The organism is Micromonospora thermarum (genome assembly GCF_012034245.1).
GTDB lineage: Bacteria > Actinomycetota > Actinomycetes > Mycobacteriales > Micromonosporaceae > Micromonospora > Micromonospora thermarum.
The window spans coordinates 42,432-59,237 of record NZ_JAATEO010000023.1 but is presented as its reverse complement, the minus strand read 5'-3'; the positions used below and the strand labels follow the sequence as shown (position 1 = coordinate 59,237).

Sequence of the window (16,806 nt, the reverse complement as noted above, 5' to 3'; positions counted from 1 at the left end):
TCAACCCCTTTCCTCTCGGTCGGCGCCGGAGCGGTAGATCCGGCCGCCGCGCTTCGCCGCGGCCTGATCGGTGGCGGCTCCGCCGGTTGCCGCGGGCAGCACGGCGGTCGGGTTCTCCTCGCTGCCGCGCAGTCGACTCGCGCCACCGAGTCGGCTGGACCCCGCGTGGCGGGCCTGACGGCAGACCTCCAGGCACATCGCCAGGGCACCGACGTCGTCGTGCCGCTGGGGCGGAATCGGCACGTCGACCGCGCCGCTGCTGATCTTGTCCGCCTCCCCGGCCAGCCGCCGCAGCGGCCGCGCGAAGACGTAGTACTGCCACACCGCGGTGAGCAGCACCGCACCCGCCGTCAGGCTGGCGACGAGCACCGTCCACCGTCGACCGTCGCTCGCCGGCAGGCGGAGTCCGTTGAGGTCCTGCTCCACCACCAGGGACCACTTCAGGGGGGTGACGGTGTGCGGCTTGCTGAGACCGGCGGCCGCGATCAGGGTCGGCCTGCCGTCCGGCGCCGTCGCCCGTCCGACCGTGCCACCCTTGAGAGCCTCGGCCGCGGCTCCACGGGCACTCCCCCGCAGTTCCTCGAAGGCGCGGAAGCCCTCCGAGTCGAAGATCGTCCGCAGGTTCTCGTCGACGATCCGGGCCTGCCCGTCCACCGCGCGGAGCATGTCGAGCAGGTAGTCGATGCTGTACTCGCCGACGGCGGCGACGCCGTTGGCGCCCACCCGGAAGGCGTACACCACCGGGACGCGGGAGGTGTCGTTGTCCAGGTCGATGCCCGCCTCGCCCCGCAGCGGCTCGTTCCGGAGCGGCTCGCGTCCGACCGAGCTCACCACCGTGCCGTTGGGGTCGACCAGGTACAGGCTCCGGAACCGCTGCTTGTCGGCCAGTTCCTGCTTGAGCAGAGGAGTCATCTGGGCGGGGTCGCCCGCCTCGGCAGCCTGAGAGACGCGTAGCACCGTCTGCAGGCCGTTGTTCAGCGCCTTGCCCATCAGGTTGCTCGCCGCCTCGGCCCGGCTCTCCTCGTCCCGGACGAGCTGATCCGGGATCGACGGCTCGGGCGCGCGGAGCGTGGCGGCCACGGCCGCCGCCGGCCAGAGCAGCGCCAGCACGGTGGCGAGGGCCAGGCCCTGGGTGACGGTCGGGCGCCACCGCCACCGCCACCACCTCCGGGCGGCGATGGGAGTCGAGGGGTCCGCGGAGGTCGAGGCCAATGCCCGGGCGATGCGGTGTGCCTCCGCGACCCGCAGCGGGCGGCGCTTGGTGCAGGGCTCCCCACAGGCGTTCGCCTTGGCCTGCTTGAGCAGCGATCGCACGGGGCGGACCAGCGAGGTCCGCATCAGCAGGAAGCTGGGCACGGCCGCCGCCAGCAGCGTCAGGCCGATGAGGATGCCCCGGGTGGCGGACGTGCCGCCCGTCTCGTCGGCGACGATCAGGGTCGCCAGGGTCACCCCGGTGTTGCCCACCGGCGCCGAGGACACCACCAGCTGCCGGCCCGTCCACTCGGTCACCCGGATCGGGTGGCCCTCGCTGGAGTCGGAGCCGGCCAGCCCCTGGAAGACCGTCGGATGGTGGGCGGCGTCGACCGCGCTGACTCCCTGCACGAGCGTGCTCTTGCCGTCCGGGGTGAGGGCGAAGACTCCCTGTCGCGCTTCCGGATTGAGCCGCAGCTCGTCCACGGTCAACTGTTGGATCGCCAGCAGCGTCCGCGTGCCGTCCAGGGCGATGCTGCGGACCAGTACCGGCCCCTCCGGTGTGCTGATCGGGAAGACGTTCGTGGGCAGCGTCGGCGGCAGCAGCTCCATGGGCAGCTCGGGGCCCTGCTTCGCCAGCGGGCGGCGGGTGGCGTTCTCCATGATCACCGCACCGTTCCAGGTCGCCCCGTCGCCGACGACCTGTTTGAGCAGTTCGGCGTCCGGCGTCCCGGGTGCCCGCCCGGCGACCCGCTGGTCGAGGTCCTCCACCGAGTGCTGAATGGTCATGCGTGTACTCGTGGCGACCTTCGACACGTTGTCCCGCTGCGAGTCGACGATCGCCGGCGGGACGCCCCGCTCGTGGTTGATCGCGAATCCGAGGATGATGGCAGCCGCCAGGAACATGCTCGCCCACAGATACACGAGCGACGGCACACCGGACCCGGCCGGAAAACCGGCGGCCGGCAGCTGTTGCGTCAGTGCGCGTCGCCGCCATTCGACGACATGGTCCTGGCGTACCGCGCCCGGTTCCCGCGCTCCCACCGGAGCGCGTCCCTGGAACCCCTTCCGGTCGCTGGGACGGTTGGGGGCAGCATGGTCCCCTCGGCCTTCTCGCGTCATGGCCACCCAATCCCTTCCGAGCGCATGGGAGTGTGCACGGTTATCTCGATCTTGGAACGCGGCTGGGTGATCCGACTTCACCCCGCCCGGATGAATCCGGCGCAGCGGTTCTCGCGGGCGTCCACCCGCCGGCTGCTCGGACCGGGGCTCGGTCGCCCCGGGCCGGAGATACCGCTGGCCGGCCCCGTCTCCGGAGCCAGCCAGCGGCCTGTCGTCGGTCAGCGTCAGCTGGAGTAGCCGCGCTGTGCGATCCAGTCGGCCACCTTCTCGCCGTGCATCCAGTAGTGCTTCTCCGGGTCGTACGGGTCGGCGATCTTCAGGGTCTGTCCACCGTCCCGGTACCCGACGATGCTCACGTAGTGCCCACCCGGGAACGAGTGCCGTTCACCCTCGGTGTCGACCGCCGTGCCCAGGGTGTTCGCTACGACGCCGCGCTGGGTGTCGATCGCCTCGACGACGTCGGTCCGAAGCTTGTCGGTCTGCTGGGGATTGGCGGTCGCGCTGCCGCTCTCCGTCCGGGCCCACATCACCGCAACCATCCGTGACATGGCAGTCACTCACGGTTTCCGCCCGTGTTAGCGTGAGGCAGCCAGGGTTTCATCACCTGCGCCCGACCCGTGCGCCGTCACGAGCGCACGTCATTCGCCGGTAACCGGCGGCGCGGCCGGACGCGGGACTATCGCGTCCATTGGTCGCCCGAGCGGCCGGAGGCGGAGGGGGAACCGTGCAGGAAGAGTCCGCCAACCGGGGTCATGTCCGCTGGTCGCGCTTCGCCGCCCTGCTGCTGCCTGCGATCGCCCTCGCCGGCGCGATCATCGTCGGCATGGCCAACGGCGCCCTCGCCGCCTCGTTCGCCGTCTCCGGGCAGACTTTCAAGGTCTCCGCCTCGCAGTTGCGAGGCGAGGGATTCGTCCAGTATCCCGGGGTCGCCGAGGAGATCGACGGGACGAGGCATCCGGTCGCCGTCACCGGCATCCGCAGGGCCCAACTCTTCGACCTCTGCCAGTCGGTCAAGGTGCCGGGCGCGCCGGTCGTGCTCACCATCACCGCGGGTGGGGGCGGCAGGCCCGCCACCGCAGAGGATCTGTTGATCGACCTGGTCTCGCTGGAAGGCGACACCGAGTTCACGAACATCAACACCGGACAGGACGCGTCGACCCTCGACCGCGGACCGGAGGGAGCCAGGGGCGCCCCGGGTGCGTTCGGCCAGCAGGCCGACGCCGTGACGATCACGAACCTCCGCCAGGTGGCCCGATCCACCCAGGCCGGCCGGTTCAACCTGACCGGTCTCAGGCTGAAGGTCAACGTCGGCGCCGCCGCCAAGGAATGCTTCTGACTCGACCACCGCCGCCGGGGGCCGGAGTCGCACGCCCATCCCCGGCCCGGACTCACCCGGCAGGAGCCACGGTATGAGAAGGGCCGAACCGCGACACGACGCCCGCCCGAATTCACTCCGCGCGGGGTGGGGCAGCTTCCGCCGGTGGCGGTGGACGCGCCCGTTCTGGGGCGGACTGCTCACCGCGCTCGCCGGGCTGGCGATCTTCGGCACCACCCAGATGTCACTGTCCGGCCTGACCTTCCAGCTGGGACCGACCGGCTTCCTCTCCTGGTTGGTACCCGCCATCCTGGTGACCGCGGGCCTGCTGATGTGGTTCACCCCCCAGCACCGCGTGTTCTACGCCGTGGTCGCCGCCGTCACCGCGCTCTTCGCGCTGATCGGGGTGAATCTGGGCGGCTTCCTGATCGGCACCGTGACCGGTCTGCTCGGCAGTGCCCTGGCCGGCGGGTGGGTGCCGGGGCGACCGGTCACTCCCCGGAACGAGGCGGCCGGCGCCGAGTCGGCGACGGAGGACACGGCCGCCGGGCCCGAGAACTCCGCGGACGACCACCCGGCGCAAGCCACGCCGTCCGCGAGTACACCTGATCAACCTGCCACCGACATCTCCCACGAGGCGCCCTCGGCGAGCAGGCAGCCCTGGTCGACGAACTGATGTGCGGCGGGGGCGGGGCCGGACCGCCGGTGACCAGGTCCGACACTGTCCCACGTGCTGCGCGGCGGGAGGCGATGCGGCTGCCCGGCCTGCATCGACAGCGGCTCCTCGCCGCCCTGTTCGGACTGCTCGGCTCCGCCGGTCTACTGACTGCTCCCGGCCCCGCCACCGCCTGCGCCCCGGCCACCCCGATGCTGGCCGAGCAGACGTGGGTCGGCCCCAGCCCGCTGCCCGCGCCTCCCGGAAGCGGCTGCGCCAGCACGCCTCCCCGCAGGCCCGGTGACGGTCAGCGCAACCGCCGGCCGCCCTCGATCGCCGCCGATCCCGACCAGCCCCCGGTGGCAGCGACCGCCTCGACACTCACTGGTTCCAGGGTGACCATGACCCGCCTCCGGATCGAAGGGGTCGTCCAGCTTCCGACCGCCGACGGCTCCCGCACGGCGTTGAAGGTCAGCATGGACGACGCCGTCGTGGACGACGTACTCCTGCGCTCGCCCGGCCCGCCGGGCCACACCATGCGTTTCACCGCCGACCAGATGGCGTTGCGCGGCAACGTCGCCGTCTACGCCACCCGCTTCGTCGGCCGACTGTCCGGTACCACGATCACGCTCGGTCCCGACCTGCCTCTCCCGGTCGGGATCCCCGACTCCGCACCGGGCCCGGTCACGTTCACCGAACCAGCTATCGAGCTGGTCTACCTTCGCGCCGACACACTGACCACCAACCCGAGGCTCGCACTCACCCTCGCCCGCAATTGAGGGTGCGTCGCCGCCGGCTACCGGTTCGCGTCGTCGCGCGACAGCCGCAACCAGCCGAGAAGGAGAACGCCGGCGGCCCAGCCGAGCAGGACCACCACCGACGACGTCGTCGTCATCCCTGGCACCTCCCCAGCAGGAGGAACGCCGCGCCGGTCCCGGGCAGGACGTCGGCCAGCGCGGACATCCAGTCGTAGCCGAACTGCGGTAGCAGCAACGGCAGCACCAGCATCAGGAGGAACACCGTGACCAGGGCACCGGCGGTGTTGCGCATCAGGAAGCCGAGCCCGACCGCGAGCCCGCGGATCCAGCGGATGCCGTCCAGGTCCAGCCCGTTCATCGGCTCGACGAACAACAGCACGCGGGGATCGGCGAGGAGCGCCGCCGCGATCCCCAGCCGCTGGCGCATCCCCAGCGAGTAGCTCTTGATCTGGCGGCGGGCCGCACTGCCGAGCCCGACCTGGTCGATCACCTCGTCGACCCGTCGCTCCGGGATGCCGTTGGTCCGGGCGGCCACCCGGAGGTGATTGCGTCCGGTACGGCCGGGGTGCACGGCGCCGGCATCGAGGAGCGCGCCGACCTCGCGTAGCGGTTCGGTGAGCGTCGCGAAGGCCCGGCCGTTCACGAGGACCGTCCCGGGGGTGGGCCGGTCGAGGCCGAGCATCATCCGCATCGTCGTCGACTTGCCCGCCCCGTTCGGCCCGAGGAAACCGGTGACCTTCCCCGGCTCGACGTCGAAGCTGAGGTCGTCGACGGCCAGGACGTCGCCGTAGCGCTTGGTGAGCCCGCGGACCTCGATCACTCGTCCACCCACTCGAGCAGGTCACCGGGTTGACAGTTGAGCACCCGGCACATGGCTTCCAGGGTGCTGAAGCGGACGGCCTTGGCACGGCCGTTCTTCAGGACGGCCACGTTCGCCGGCGTGAGCCCCACCCGCTCGGCGAACTCCCCCACGCTCATCTTCCGTTTGGCCAGCTCGACGTCGATGCGCACGACGATGGGCATCAGATCACCGCTTCCATGTCGGTGCGCAGCGTCGTGGCCTGCCGCAACAGCGCGCGCATCACCACCATCAGCAGCCCCAGCACGGTGACGCCGGTCAACAGCAGGAACAGCAGCAGCGGCAGTCCGGGGTCGTTCGCGTTGAAGCCGACGTACAGGAAGACACCCAGGAGCACCACCCACGCGGCGGCGACGGCCCACACGATCGCATCCACCCACCTCAGCGAGGCCTCGGTGAAGATGCGGTCGTTCTTGACCAGGGTGAGCAGCTTCCAGGTGCACACGATCACCACCTGGACGCACAGCACCCAGAACACCGACACCGCGGTCGCGGGCCACCTCAGGTAGGCGAAGCCCGGGGACTCCTCGGCCATGTGCGCGAACTGTCCGGGCAACGACATGGTCTGGAACAGGACCAGGATCCCGAACAACAGCACGAGGAAGACTCTGAGCGGTGCTACCGCCCGATGCTCTGCGATCATGTATCGACTATCGCTTACTAACTATCGATTGTCAATCGATTGCGGGATTCTCCGCAGGGGGACGGCGCCGGTACCGGCGTGGCCGGCCCACCGCTCGCCGAGCACGCCTGGCGCGGGCGGCGACACCTTGCCACGCTGACGGTTGTGTATGACTACGACATGCTGGTGCTGGGCTCCGGACCCAGCGGGCAGAAGGCCGCGATCGCCGCCGCCAAGCTCGGCAGGCGGGTCGCCATCGTGGACCGGCGCGACATGATCGGCGGGGTGTGCATCAACACCGGCACGGTCCCCTCCAAGACGCTGCGCGAGGCCGTCCTCTACCTGACCGGCCTGAGCCAGCGGGACCTCTACGGCAGCAGCTACCGGGTCAAGGAGGAGATCACGGTCAGCGACCTGGCCGCCCGGACCCAGCACGTGATCAGCCGACAGACGGACGTCATCCGCAACCAGTTGGGCCGCAACCGCGTCGCGATGATCACCGGCACCGGACGGTTCGCCGACCCGCACGCGGTCTGGGTCGACGGTGGCTCCGGCCGGGAGGTCAGGGTCACCTTCGACAAGGTCGTCATCGCCGCGGGTACGCGCCCGGCCCGCCCGGACAGTGTCGACTTCGACGACCGGACTATCGTCGACTCGGACGGCGTCCTCAATCTCCACGCCGTGCCCCGCAGCATGGTGGTGGTCGGCGCCGGCGTGATCGGCATGGAGTACGCGTCCATGTTCGCCGCCCTCGGCACCAAGGTGACCGTGGTGGAACGCCGGGACCGGATGCTCGACTTCTGCGACGAGGAGGTCGTCGAGTCGCTCAAATACCACCTGCGCGACCTGTCCGTCACGTTCCGGTTCGGCGAGGAGGTCGCCGCGGTCGAGAAGCACCAGACCGCGGCGTTGTGCGTCCTGAAGAGCGGCAAGAAGATCGTCGCGGACACGGTCATGTACTCGGCCGGCCGCCAGGGCCAGACCGACGACCTGGCGCTCGACGCGGCCGGGCTGGAGGCGGACCGGCGCGGCCGGATCCAGGTCGACGCGAACTACCGCACCGCGGTCGAGAACATCTACGCGGTCGGTGACGTGATCGGCTTCCCGGCGTTGGCGTCCACGTCGATGGAGCAGGGCCGGCTGGCGGCGCAGCACGCCTGCGGCGAGCCGGTCCGCGCGATGCACGAGTTGCAGCCGATCGGCATCTACACGATCCCGGAGATCAGCTTCGTCGGGAAGACCGAGGAGGAGTTGACCGACAGCTCGACGCCGTTCGAGGTCGGCATCGCGAGGTACCGCGAGCTGGCCCGCGGTCAGATCGTGGGCGACTCGTACGGCATGCTGAAGCTGCTCGTCTCGCCGGACGACGGCCGGCTGCTCGGCGTACACGTCTTCGGGACCGGCGCCACCGAGATCGTCCACGTGGGACAGGCGGTGATGGGCTGCGGCGGCACGGTCGACTACCTGGTCGACGCGGTGTTCAACTACCCGACGCTGGCCGAGGCCTACAAGGTCGCCGCCCTGGACGCGTCCAACAAGATCCGTAACATCACCCGCATCGACGGGCGACGGTCCCCCGGCCCATCCTGAGCGGGCCTGGGACCGACACCTCAGGTCGCGATCTGCTGCATGGCCGCGGCGAGCTTCTTCATGTCCAGGCCGACGAGGTGGTCGAAGAAGTGCCGGCGCACCGCGGCCAGGTGAGCGGGCCACGCCTGCCGCAGGCGGGCGAGGCCGGCGTCGGTGAGTAGCGCGTTCCAGCCGCGCGCATCCTCTTCACACCGGACCCGCTGGATGAACCCCTGCCGTTCCAGCTTCTGCACGACGCGGCTCATGCCGCTGAGGGACATCTCGCAGGCGGTGGCGAGCTCGTTCATCCGCAGCTGCCGGCCGGGCGCCTCGGAGAGGTTCATCAGGGCCAGGTACTCGACGAGGGGAAGCCCCTGCTCGCGCACCATGTCGGCGTCGATGGCGCGGGGCAGGGCGTAGATCATGCGATTGAGGCACCGGGCGACGGCCTCTTCGTCCGGATTGAGCGGGCGCAGCCCTCCCGGTGTCGGTTCGGGTGTGACGGTGGACATGCCCCCCACGTTACTTGCTTGACGAAGGAACCGCCGCCCGTATAGTTGCTTCGTCAAGCAAGGATGCCCCTCCGGGTGTCCTGCCATCAGGGGAGGAACCGGTATGACCAGGATCGGAATCATCATCGGCAGCACCCGACCGGGACGGAACGGCGCAGCCGTGGCCCAGTGGGTCTACGACATCGCCCGGGAGCGCTCGGACGTCGAGTTCGAGCTCGTCGACCTTCTCGACTACAAGCTGCCGCACTTGGACGAGATCTACCCGCCGTCGATGGGCCAGTACCAGCAGCCGCACACGCTGGAGTGGGCCAACAAGATCGCGTCGTTCGACGGGTTCGTGATGGTGACGCCGGAGTACAACCACTCGACCTCGGGCGCGCTGAAGAACGCCATCGACTTCCTCTACAACGAGTGGAACAACAAGGCGGTCGGCTTCGTCAGCTACGGCTCCGTCGGCGGCGCCCGCGCGGTGGAGCACCTGCGGCTGATCGCCGGCGAGCTGCAGATGGCCGACGTCCGGTCCCAGGTCGCGCTGTCCCTCTTCACCGACTTCGAGAACTTCAGCGTCTTCACGCCGAACGATCACCAGCGGGACGCGCTGAACGCCACCCTCGACCAGGTCGTGGCCTGGAGTCGGGCCCTCGCACCCCTGCGCGGCAAGTGATCACACCGCCGTGCGGCGGCGCCACCGTCCGCTGACCGCCCAGGGCGCGGGCTCGTGTCGAGCCCGCGCCCGGTGTGTCTAGGCCTCCGGTGTCTCCTCGTGCCGGTGGTCGCGGTGCCGGTGGTACTCGGGGCGGAGCTTCGCCCTGGCGAACGCGGACTTCACCGCTGCCGAGAGCGCCTCGATGTCGTACGCGCCGTGGTGCCGGCGGCCGTTGATGAAGAAGGTCGGCGTTCCGGAGACGCTGCTGAGGTCCGCGGAGTCGATGTCCTCGGCGATCCGGTCCATGCCTCTCCGCTCGGCGAGGTGTTCCCGGAACCGGTCGGTGTCCAGGCCGAGCTGTTCGGCGTACCGGAGCATGTCGGCGGGATCGAGCGCGTCCTGGTGCGCCAGGAGCAGGTCGTGCATCTCCCAGAACATGCCCTGCTCCCCCGCCGCCTCGGCGGCCTCGGCGGCGAGTTGGGCATGCGGGTGAACGTCGGTGAGGGGCAGGTGCCGCCAGACGTACCGGACGTTGCGGAAGTCGGCCAGCAGTTCCCGGACCACCGGCTCGGCCTGCCCGCAGTACGGGCACTCGAAGTCGCCGTACTCCACGACGGTCACCGGCGCCTCGCCCGGCCCCCGCACGTGGTCGCGTTCCGAGTCGACCGGTGTCATCAGGTCGACGAGCCCCTCGGCAGCGCCCAGCAGCGCGCGGGCACGCCGCGCCGGAGAGAGCCGGGCGGCGAGGCGGAACACCAGCCAGGTGAGGCCGGACGCACCGATCGTCGCGACGAGGATGCCGAGCTTCGCCTCCTCGAGCTCGGGGCCGTCCAGCGCGTGGGTGGCGATCAGCAGGGCGATGGTGAACCCGATGCCGGAGACCGTGCCCACACCGATGACCGCGGCCCAGCCGACGGGCGGCCGGAAGCGGTTGCGGCTGAACCGGGCCACCAGGTACGAGGTGGCGACGATCCCGGCCGGCTTGCCGACGACGTACGCCACGACGACACCCAGCGCGACCGGGGAGGTGACCGCGCGGGTCAGCAGCTCGCCGTCGACCACGATCCCGACGTTCGCCAGCGCGAACAGCGGCACGACCAGGTAGCTCGCCCACGGGTGGTAGATGTGCTGCAACCGCTCGTTCGGCGACAGCGCCGAGGCGAGCCCGGTCCGGGCCGAACGGGCGAGCTGCGGGGTGGGCTGTTCCCGGAAGAGGCGGAACATCTCGCTCGCTCGTTGCAGCTCCTCCCGAGCCGGAGCGTAGGCGTAGGTGAGCAGACCCATCACCAGACCCACCACCACCGGGTCGACACCGGATTCCGAGACCGCGAGCCAGGCGGCCAGGCCCAGCAGCGCGTACACCGGTCCCCACCGCACGCCCGCCGCCCGGACGATCAGGACGACGCCGAAGATGGCCGCCGCGACGAGCAACGCCGTGGGCGACGGATGTTCCGGGTAGGCGATTGCCAGCACCGCGATCACGATCAGGTCGTCGACGACGGAGACCGTCAGCAGGAAGCCCCGCAGCCGGTCCGAGAAGCGCGGCCCGAGGACGGCGAGCATGCCCAGTGCGAGCGCGGTGTCGGTCGCCATCACGACGCCCCAGCCCGCGGCAGTGGTTTCCCCGGCGTTGACCACCAGATAGATCGCGACCGGCACCAGGATGCCGCCGATCCCGGCCACCAGCGGCAACGTGACCCGACGCCGCTCCCGCAGCTCCCCGAGGTCGAAGTCTCTGCGCACCTCCAACCCGATCACCAGGAAGAAGAAGGTCATCAGGCCGCTGTTGACCCAGGTACGCAGATCGTGCGTCACCCGCCAGTCGCCCAACTGCACCGAGAACGACGTGCCCCACACCGACTCGTACGACGACACGTCGACGTTGGCCCAGGCGAGCGCGACCACCGCCGCGACCAGCACCACCCGCGCGCTGCCGGTCTCGGTGTGCACGAACGAGCGCAACGGCGCGTTGAGCCGGCCGACCCAGTCGGTCCGGCCGGACCATCTGCCGCGCGGAGCCTCGCCCGTCACGCAGAAATCCTCCCCCACCGGCACGCCGCCGGGCCCGGATTCCGGCAGCCACCGTTGCCGGCGAACGGGGGTGTGCCGACGTCCCGGCGCGCGCCGGGACGTCGGCGCAGGCCCTAGTGCTGGTGCGGCCGGTTGCGCACCAGGACGAGGGCGACCACGGCGGCGGCGAGGAAGACGACGGCGTTGACCCGCAACCCCGCCTGCACGCCCGCCGTCAGCGCCTCCGCGAGCGCCACTCGGACCGGATCGGGCAGGACCTCGTTACCGGCGCTGCCGGCCGCCACCGACGACTGCACCGCGCTGCGGGCCGGCTCCGCGACCTGGTGCGCGGCGAGCCGCTCCGGCAGCTCGGCGAGCAGCCGGGTGGTGAGCAGGGTGCCCAGCAGGGACGCGCCGAGTACCGAACCCACCTGGCGGGCCGCGTTGACCGCACCGGAGGCCATGCCGGCCTGAGCGGGCGCGACGCTGGCGAGCGCGGCGGCGGTCGCGGGGGCCACCACCAGACCGCTCGCGACACCGAAGAGCGCCAGCAGCGGCCAGCGGTGGTCGAAGGTGGTCGCCGGGCCCTGCGCGGCCAGGCCGAGGCTGGCCAGGCCGCCGAGGAGGAGACCGGCGGTGAGCGGTGCCTTGAAGCCGGTGCGGCGGATGGTGCGTCCGGCGCCGAACGCGGCGAGCGCGTAGACGCCGAACAGCACCAACATCCGCCAGCCGGTGTCCAGCGGGTCGAGGCCCTGGGCGCGTTCGTGGAACAGGACGAGCAGGATCGCCACGCCGGTGAAGCCGAACAGCGACACCGCGGCGACGACCATGACCGCGCTGAACGACGGCGACCGGAACAGTCGTACGTCGAGCATCGGCGCGGCGGCGCGCAGCTCGACCAGGACGAACCCGACCAGTGCGGCGGCGGAGCCGAGCCACGCGGCGACCACCGGTGGACTGGTCCAGCCGTCGCGTCCGCCCCGGATCACGGCGTAGACGAACGCGGCGACGGTGATCGTGCCCAGCAGCAGTCCGGGCAGGTCCAGCCGGCCGGTGCCCTGCCGGGACTCGGCGACCCCGACCGCCGCGACGACGAGCGTGACGACGCCCAGCACGATGGTCGAGAGGTAGACGGTGTGCCAGTGGTGCTGCCGCAGCAGCGCTCCGGCGATGAGCGGGCCCACCGCCAGGCCGATGCCGGAGGCGGCCGACCAGGCGGTGATGACCTCGGTGCGCCGGTGCGGGTCGGTGAAGGTCACACCGAGGATGGCCAGGCTGTTCGGCAGGATCAGCGCGCCGCCGACGCCGGCCACGAACTGCCCGGCGATCACCCAGGCCGGGGTTCCGGCCTGCGCCGTCACGGTGCCGCCGAGGATCATCGCGACGACGCCGGCGGTGAAGAGCCGCTTGCGTCCGTAGCGGTTGCCCAGCGTCGCGGCGGACAGGACCAGGCTCGCCACCGCCAGGGTGTAGGCGCTGGGGATCCAGATCAGGGTGGTCGGCTCGACGCGCAGGTCCCGCTGGATGGTGGTCAGCGCGGAGACGGTCGCGGTGATCTGCAGGAAGGTGATCGCCGCGCCCAGGCACATCGCGACGAGGGTCACCACCTGGGAACGGCGGGTGGGTGACTGCGGCGGCCGCCCCTGCGGCGTCACAGCCGGCCCGGTCGGGGCCAGGGTTCGCTGGTCGGTCACGAGGGCTCCTGGAGGGGTCGGTTGGCGGTGGCGCCGGCCGGGCCGGCGCCACGCGGCGACGGGTGGGCGGGGGAGGTCACGGCAGCTGCGGGTAGAGCGCGGCCACGCCGCCGGAGAGCCCGCCGCGCACGTCACGGCTGACGTCGTCGGCGACGATCTCGTACGCGCCGGCCGCGAGCTGGTCGACCGCGTACCGGGCGATGTCGGCCGGGGCGTGCTTGGCGGCGGTGACCGCCCGGGTCATGTCGGTGTCCATGTAGCCGACGTGCAGGCCGGCGACCCGGATTCCCGCCGGGGCGAGGGTGAGCCGCAGGCTGTTGGTCAGCCCCCACTGGGCACTCTTCGCCCCGCTGTACGCGCCGCTGTAAGACCCACGGCCGGGCAGGGCCAGCCAGGAGAGCACGGAGAGCACGTTGAGGATCGTGCCGCCCCCGTTGCCCTCGATGACCGGGGCGAATGCCCGGACGACGGAGAGCGTGCCGAAGTAGTGGGTCTCCATGTCCAGCCGGATCTGCTCCAGATCACCGGTGAGCAGGTCCGCTCCGGTGGCCGAGCCGGCGTTGTTGATCAGCAGGGTGACGTCGCCGGCTTCGGCGGCGGCGGCCGCCACCGACGCGGGGTCGGTGATGTCCAGTTGGAGCGGGCGAGCGCCCGGAAGGTCGATCTGCCCGCTGTCACGCGCGGCGGCCCAGACGGTAGCGCCGCGGGTGAGGAGCTCGCTGGCGATGGCCCGCCCGAAGCCACGGTTGGCGCCGGTGACGAGGGCAGTTGCGGCCGAGATGTCCATGTCGTCCCTGTCTGTGGGTGGAAAACCCGCCTCTGGCTTTCGCGGAGGCAAGTCAGGCAGCGCCCAGTGAACCACCTGGCTAGCGTTGACGCAAGCCAGCCCGTACGCTGGTCGGCATGACTGATCTGCGGGAGGACCTGGCCGCCTGGTCGACGGCGAACTGCTCGATCGCCCGAGCGATGAATGTCGTCGGCAGCAGGTCGGCAATGCTGATCATGCGCGACGCCCTGCTCGGCACGCGCCGCTTCGACGACTTCGTCCGTCGGGTCGGCATCGGCGAGCCCGCCATGGCGGCCCGACTCAAGGACCTGGTCGCCGCCGGCCTGCTCGAACGGATCCCCTATCGGGAGCCCGGGCAGCGCACCCGCCACGAGTACCAGCTCACCCGCAAGGGCCGCGAACTGCTCCCCGTCCTCACCGCCCTGCGCCACTGGGGCGACACCTGGGCCGCCGACGACGCCGGCCCGCCCGTACTCGCCACCCATCGCGGTTGCGGTCACCCCGTACAGGTGGCACTGCGGTGCGCCCAGGGCCACGACGTCGACGCGGCGAACATCGAGATCGTCGCCGGCCCCGGCCTGATGAGAAAGAGCTGACGACCGACCAGCGACGACGGGTGGCGCCTACCGGCGAACCGTCAGCGTCCTGCGCCGGTCGAGGGCGGACCAGCGGAGCACAACTGCTCGTCCGCCCCAGCGGCCCGCTCCCACTACGCGTCGAGCTGGACCGGCGGGCTGAGTCGACCTTCGTTCCCGCTGCGATCGAGCCCCGACACGCAGTACGAGACAGGGCGGTCGGCCGGGGCGGTGCGGTCGACCCAACGGGTGCCCCGGGTGGTGCCGACAAGCCGGGCCGTGTCGCCGTCCACCCGGTAGACGGCGAAGCTCGCCGCATCGTGCCCGCGCCAGCCCAGCACCACCCCGCCGCCATCCTCACGCCGCGGGGGGATGGGCGTGGGCGCGGCCGGCGGTGCCGCCGGTAGCTGCGCCATCGTGGGCACCAGCGCCGGGCCGGCGTAGTGGGCCGCGCTGTAGCGGCTGACCGCCCCGAGCTTGTCAGCGCGCACCTGCCGGGCGCTGAAGTGCACACTCCCGCTCACGCCGTGCCGGCGGTTGAGGACGAGCTGCCGGTCCAGCTCACCCGGGTCGCGCCAGGCGCCGCGCTCGCCCACCCGGTAGTCGGCCTGGCCGATGTAGAGCTGCACCCGGGTACCCCGCACCGTGGCCGTCCACCACGGCAGCAGCCTGGCGTAGTCGGCCTTGCCGAACCCGATGTGCCAGTAGAGCTGCGGCACGACGTAGTCCAGCCACTGCTTCCGTACCCACAGCCGCGTGTCCGCGTAGATGTCGTCGTAGCTCTGCAAACCGGCCGTCGCGGAGCCGGCGGGGTCGGTGCGCTTGTTGCGCCAGATGCCGAACGGGCTGATGCCGAACTTCACCCACGGCTTTGTCGCCTTGATCCGCTCGCTCATCTCGCGGACCAGCGTGTTCACGTTGTCCCGGCGCCAGGCGTGCTTGTCGGTGAACCCACGGCCGTACCGGGCGAACGCCGCGTCGTCCGCGAAGTCCTGCCCGGCCTCCGGGTACGGGTAGAAGAAGTCGTCGAAGTGCACCCCGTCGACGTCGTACCGCTCGACCGCCTCCAGCATCGAGTCCTCGACGAACGTGCGCGCCTCCGGGATGCCCGGGTTGAAGTACAGGCGGCTTCCGGGCTGGTCGGCACTGGGATAGGTCACCGCCCAGTCGGGATGCCGCCGCAGCGGGTGGGTCGGTGCGAGCCGGTCGAGCCTGGGGCCGGGCCCGCCCACCGTCGCCGGCTGCCCGCCCCGGTACGGGTTGAACCAGGCGTGGAACTCCAGGTTGCGGGCGTGGGCCTCGGCGACCATGAACTCCATCGGGTCCCAGCCGGGGTCGCGGCCGTCCCGGTGCCCGGTCAGCCATTCCGACCACGGCGCGTACCTCGACGGCCAGAGCGCGTCCCCGCTGGGTCGCACGTGCACGAAGACCGCGTTGTGGTTGTGCCGCACGGCCAGGTCCAGCCAGCTCCGCAACTCCGCCCGCACCGTCTCCGCCGGGAGCCCGCGCCGGCTCGGCCAGTCGATGTTGTTCACCGTCGTGATCCACATACCCCGCAACTCGCGGGGAGCCCGGGCCGCCCGGCCGGCGCACACGGGGGCGCCGCCCACCGGGCCGGCGTCGAAGGCCGCCGCGCCGTCCGGTGCACCGCCGTCGCCGTCAACCCGGTCCCGCAGCGACCAGGCGCCGACCGCGACCGCCACGGCGAGCGCGACGACCGCCGCGACGGTCGCCTGGGCACGACGGCGTCGGGCGGGTGGAGCGGGCTGATCGAGGTCGGGCATCGCCCCAGTCTGCCGACGACGGACCACCGGTGCACCAGTTGGACCGTTACTTAACGGTCAGCTAAGGCTGGCTGCTGATCACGGCGCACGTCGACGTGTGGGCCCGGTGGTTAGGCTGTCGGCATGCTGGAGCCGGTGTCCTGGAGGGGCCCCGATGGCTGACGCCGACGATGTCCGCCGGTTGGCGCTGGCACTGCCGCACGTGGTCGAGATCGACAGTGAGGGCTTCGACTTCCGGGTCGCCGACAAAGGGTTCGTCTGGTCCTACCCCGAACGCAGGCCCGGGACGTCCCGGGTCATCCGCACCGACATCGCCGTGCTGTACGTCGGTGACGAGGCGGAGAAGCAGGCGCTGCTCCTCGGCGAGCCCGACCTCTTCTTCACCACGCCGGCATACGACGGGCTGCCGCTGGTCATGCTGCGGCTGGCGCGGGTCGGCGTCGATCGCCTGACGGAGCTCGTCACCGACGCATGGCGCATGCGTGCCCCGGACTCGCTCGTCGGTGGCCTCGACGACGGCGCCGGCCCGGCGAACCCCGATCCGAGCAGAGCGATCGGTAGGTCGAGCGACCCCCCGGCCGTGCGCCATCTCCCCCGGCCGAGCCGCTGACCTGGCGTTTGTTTCTCCGAATTCTCCAGTGGACGATCCCTGGACGCAGATGGCTTGGTGCCGCCCGGCGCCGAATGCCAGCGTCATGTGCGCAACG

At 71.3% G+C, this 16,806-nt stretch carries 15 protein-coding genes and 2 pseudogenes; 7 read left to right on the top strand and 10 right to left on the bottom strand.

Features of this window, described 5'->3' with window-relative positions; translation table 11 throughout:
- Complete coding sequence (locus tag HCJ94_RS20610) at positions 1-2,115, bottom strand: cache domain-containing protein (RefSeq protein ID WP_309227357.1); 2,115 nt, start codon at positions 2,113-2,115, stop codon at positions 1-3.
- Positions 2,116-2,537: 422 nt separating this feature from the next.
- Positions 2,538-2,852, bottom strand: coding sequence for a C39 family peptidase (locus tag HCJ94_RS20605; protein WP_168002667.1), 315 nt, complete (start codon positions 2,850-2,852; stop codon positions 2,538-2,540).
- Between the two features lie 149 nt (positions 2,853-3,001).
- Between HCJ94_RS20605 and HCJ94_RS20600 the strand changes: the two genes are divergently transcribed.
- The 3 genes from HCJ94_RS20600 (at position 3,002) to HCJ94_RS20590 (ending at position 5,062) form a co-directional block, all read left to right on the top strand.
- Positions 3,002-3,649 (top strand): DUF6230 family protein, encoded by a 648-nt coding sequence (locus HCJ94_RS20600; protein WP_373684373.1) that lies wholly within the window; start codon positions 3,002-3,004, stop codon positions 3,647-3,649.
- Positions 3,650-3,722: 73 nt separating this feature from the next.
- Complete coding sequence (locus HCJ94_RS31540; protein WP_240944371.1) at positions 3,723-4,304, top strand: DUF6114 domain-containing protein; 582 nt, start codon at positions 3,723-3,725, stop codon at positions 4,302-4,304.
- Between the two features lie 29 nt (positions 4,305-4,333).
- Complete coding sequence (locus HCJ94_RS20590) at positions 4,334-5,062, top strand: hypothetical protein (protein ID WP_168002665.1); 729 nt, start codon at positions 4,334-4,336, stop codon at positions 5,060-5,062.
- Positions 5,063-5,294: 232 nt separating this feature from the next.
- Here the strand turns inward: HCJ94_RS20590 and HCJ94_RS20585 are convergent.
- From HCJ94_RS20585 to HCJ94_RS20575, 3 genes and pseudogenes are all read right to left on the bottom strand, one after another.
- Positions 5,295-5,861: pseudogene (locus tag HCJ94_RS20585) on the bottom strand (ATP-binding cassette domain-containing protein); the annotation flags it as partial.
- A complete protein-coding gene (locus HCJ94_RS20580; RefSeq protein ID WP_168002664.1) occupies positions 5,858-6,064 on the bottom strand; it encodes a helix-turn-helix domain-containing protein in 207 nt (68 codons plus the stop codon). The gene HCJ94_RS20580 and the pseudogene HCJ94_RS20585, both read right to left, overlap by 4 nt.
- On the bottom strand, positions 6,064-6,543 hold the full coding sequence (locus HCJ94_RS20575) for a DUF2975 domain-containing protein (RefSeq protein ID WP_168002663.1): 480 nt from the start codon (positions 6,541-6,543) through the stop codon (positions 6,064-6,066). The genes HCJ94_RS20580 and HCJ94_RS20575 overlap by 1 nt, the downstream gene beginning before the upstream one ends.
- Before the next feature lie 144 nt (positions 6,544-6,687).
- Between HCJ94_RS20575 and sthA the strand changes: the two genes are divergently transcribed.
- Positions 6,688-8,112: a Si-specific NAD(P)(+) transhydrogenase gene (sthA, locus tag HCJ94_RS20570; RefSeq protein WP_168002662.1), complete on the top strand. Its 1,425-nt coding sequence runs from the start codon at positions 6,688-6,690 to the stop codon at positions 8,110-8,112.
- A gap of 20 nt (positions 8,113-8,132) precedes the next feature.
- Here the strand turns inward: sthA and HCJ94_RS20565 are convergent, their stop codons facing one another.
- Complete coding sequence (locus HCJ94_RS20565) at positions 8,133-8,603, bottom strand: MarR family winged helix-turn-helix transcriptional regulator (RefSeq protein WP_168002661.1); 471 nt, start codon at positions 8,601-8,603, stop codon at positions 8,133-8,135.
- Positions 8,604-8,706: 103 nt separating this feature from the next.
- Here HCJ94_RS20565 and HCJ94_RS20560 point away from each other — a divergent pair, with 103 nt between their 5' ends.
- The gene (locus tag HCJ94_RS20560; protein ID WP_168002660.1) at positions 8,707-9,267 is read left to right on the top strand and encodes an NADPH-dependent FMN reductase; all 561 of its coding nucleotides are present in this window, start codon (positions 8,707-8,709) and stop codon (positions 9,265-9,267) included.
- Positions 9,268-9,345: 78 nt separating this feature from the next.
- On the opposite strand, the gene nhaA is transcribed toward HCJ94_RS20560, so the two are convergent.
- The 3 genes from nhaA to HCJ94_RS20545 form a co-directional block, all read right to left on the bottom strand.
- The gene (gene nhaA / locus HCJ94_RS20555) at positions 9,346-11,280 is read right to left on the bottom strand and encodes a Na+/H+ antiporter NhaA (RefSeq protein WP_168002659.1); all 1,935 of its coding nucleotides are present in this window, start codon (positions 11,278-11,280) and stop codon (positions 9,346-9,348) included.
- Between the two features lie 113 nt (positions 11,281-11,393).
- Complete coding sequence (locus HCJ94_RS20550; protein WP_205801614.1) at positions 11,394-12,953, bottom strand: MFS transporter; 1,560 nt, start codon at positions 12,951-12,953, stop codon at positions 11,394-11,396.
- 76 nt (positions 12,954-13,029) lie between these two features.
- The gene (locus HCJ94_RS20545) at positions 13,030-13,740 is read right to left on the bottom strand and encodes an SDR family oxidoreductase (protein WP_168002658.1); all 711 of its coding nucleotides are present in this window, start codon (positions 13,738-13,740) and stop codon (positions 13,030-13,032) included.
- A 116-nt stretch (positions 13,741-13,856) separates the two neighbouring features.
- On the opposite strand from HCJ94_RS20545, the gene HCJ94_RS20540 reads away from it, so the two are divergent.
- Positions 13,857-14,336 carry a winged helix-turn-helix transcriptional regulator gene (locus tag HCJ94_RS20540; RefSeq protein ID WP_168002657.1) on the top strand — a complete coding sequence of 160 codons (480 nt, stop codon included), beginning with the start codon at positions 13,857-13,859 and terminating at the stop codon, positions 14,334-14,336.
- A gap of 113 nt (positions 14,337-14,449) precedes the next feature.
- Here HCJ94_RS20540 and HCJ94_RS20535 read toward each other — a convergent pair whose 3' ends face one another.
- Positions 14,450-16,099, bottom strand: a complete 1,650-nt coding sequence (locus HCJ94_RS20535; protein WP_168002656.1) for a glycoside hydrolase family 10-like protein — start codon at positions 16,097-16,099, stop codon at positions 14,450-14,452.
- A gap of 154 nt (positions 16,100-16,253) precedes the next feature.
- Between HCJ94_RS20535 and HCJ94_RS20530 the strand changes: the two are divergent.
- Positions 16,254-16,610, top strand: a pseudogene (locus HCJ94_RS20530) (MmcQ/YjbR family DNA-binding protein); the annotation flags it as partial.
- Positions 16,611-16,806: the final 196 nt, after the last annotated feature.

Coding starts and splice junctions, on each gene's coding strand:
- HCJ94_RS20545 (WP_168002658.1), bottom strand. CDS start 13,740: ATGGACATCTCGGCCGCAACTGCCCTCGTCACCGGCGCCAACCGTGGC.
- HCJ94_RS20560 (WP_168002660.1), top strand. CDS start 8,707: ATGACCAGGATCGGAATCATCATCGGCAGCACCCGACCGGGACGGAAC.
- HCJ94_RS20575 (WP_168002663.1), bottom strand. CDS start 6,543: ATGATCGCAGAGCATCGGGCGGTAGCACCGCTCAGAGTCTTCCTCGTG.
- HCJ94_RS20580 (WP_168002664.1), bottom strand. CDS start 6,064: ATGCCCATCGTCGTGCGCATCGACGTCGAGCTGGCCAAACGGAAGATG.
- HCJ94_RS20565 (WP_168002661.1), bottom strand. CDS start 8,603: ATGTCCACCGTCACACCCGAACCGACACCGGGAGGGCTGCGCCCGCTC.
- HCJ94_RS20535 (WP_168002656.1), bottom strand. CDS start 16,099: ATGCCCGACCTCGATCAGCCCGCTCCACCCGCCCGACGCCGTCGTGCC.
- HCJ94_RS31540 (WP_240944371.1), top strand. CDS start 3,723: ATGAGAAGGGCCGAACCGCGACACGACGCCCGCCCGAATTCACTCCGC.
- HCJ94_RS20605 (WP_168002667.1), bottom strand. CDS start 2,852: ATGGTTGCGGTGATGTGGGCCCGGACGGAGAGCGGCAGCGCGACCGCC.
- HCJ94_RS20540 (WP_168002657.1), top strand. CDS start 13,857: ATGACTGATCTGCGGGAGGACCTGGCCGCCTGGTCGACGGCGAACTGC.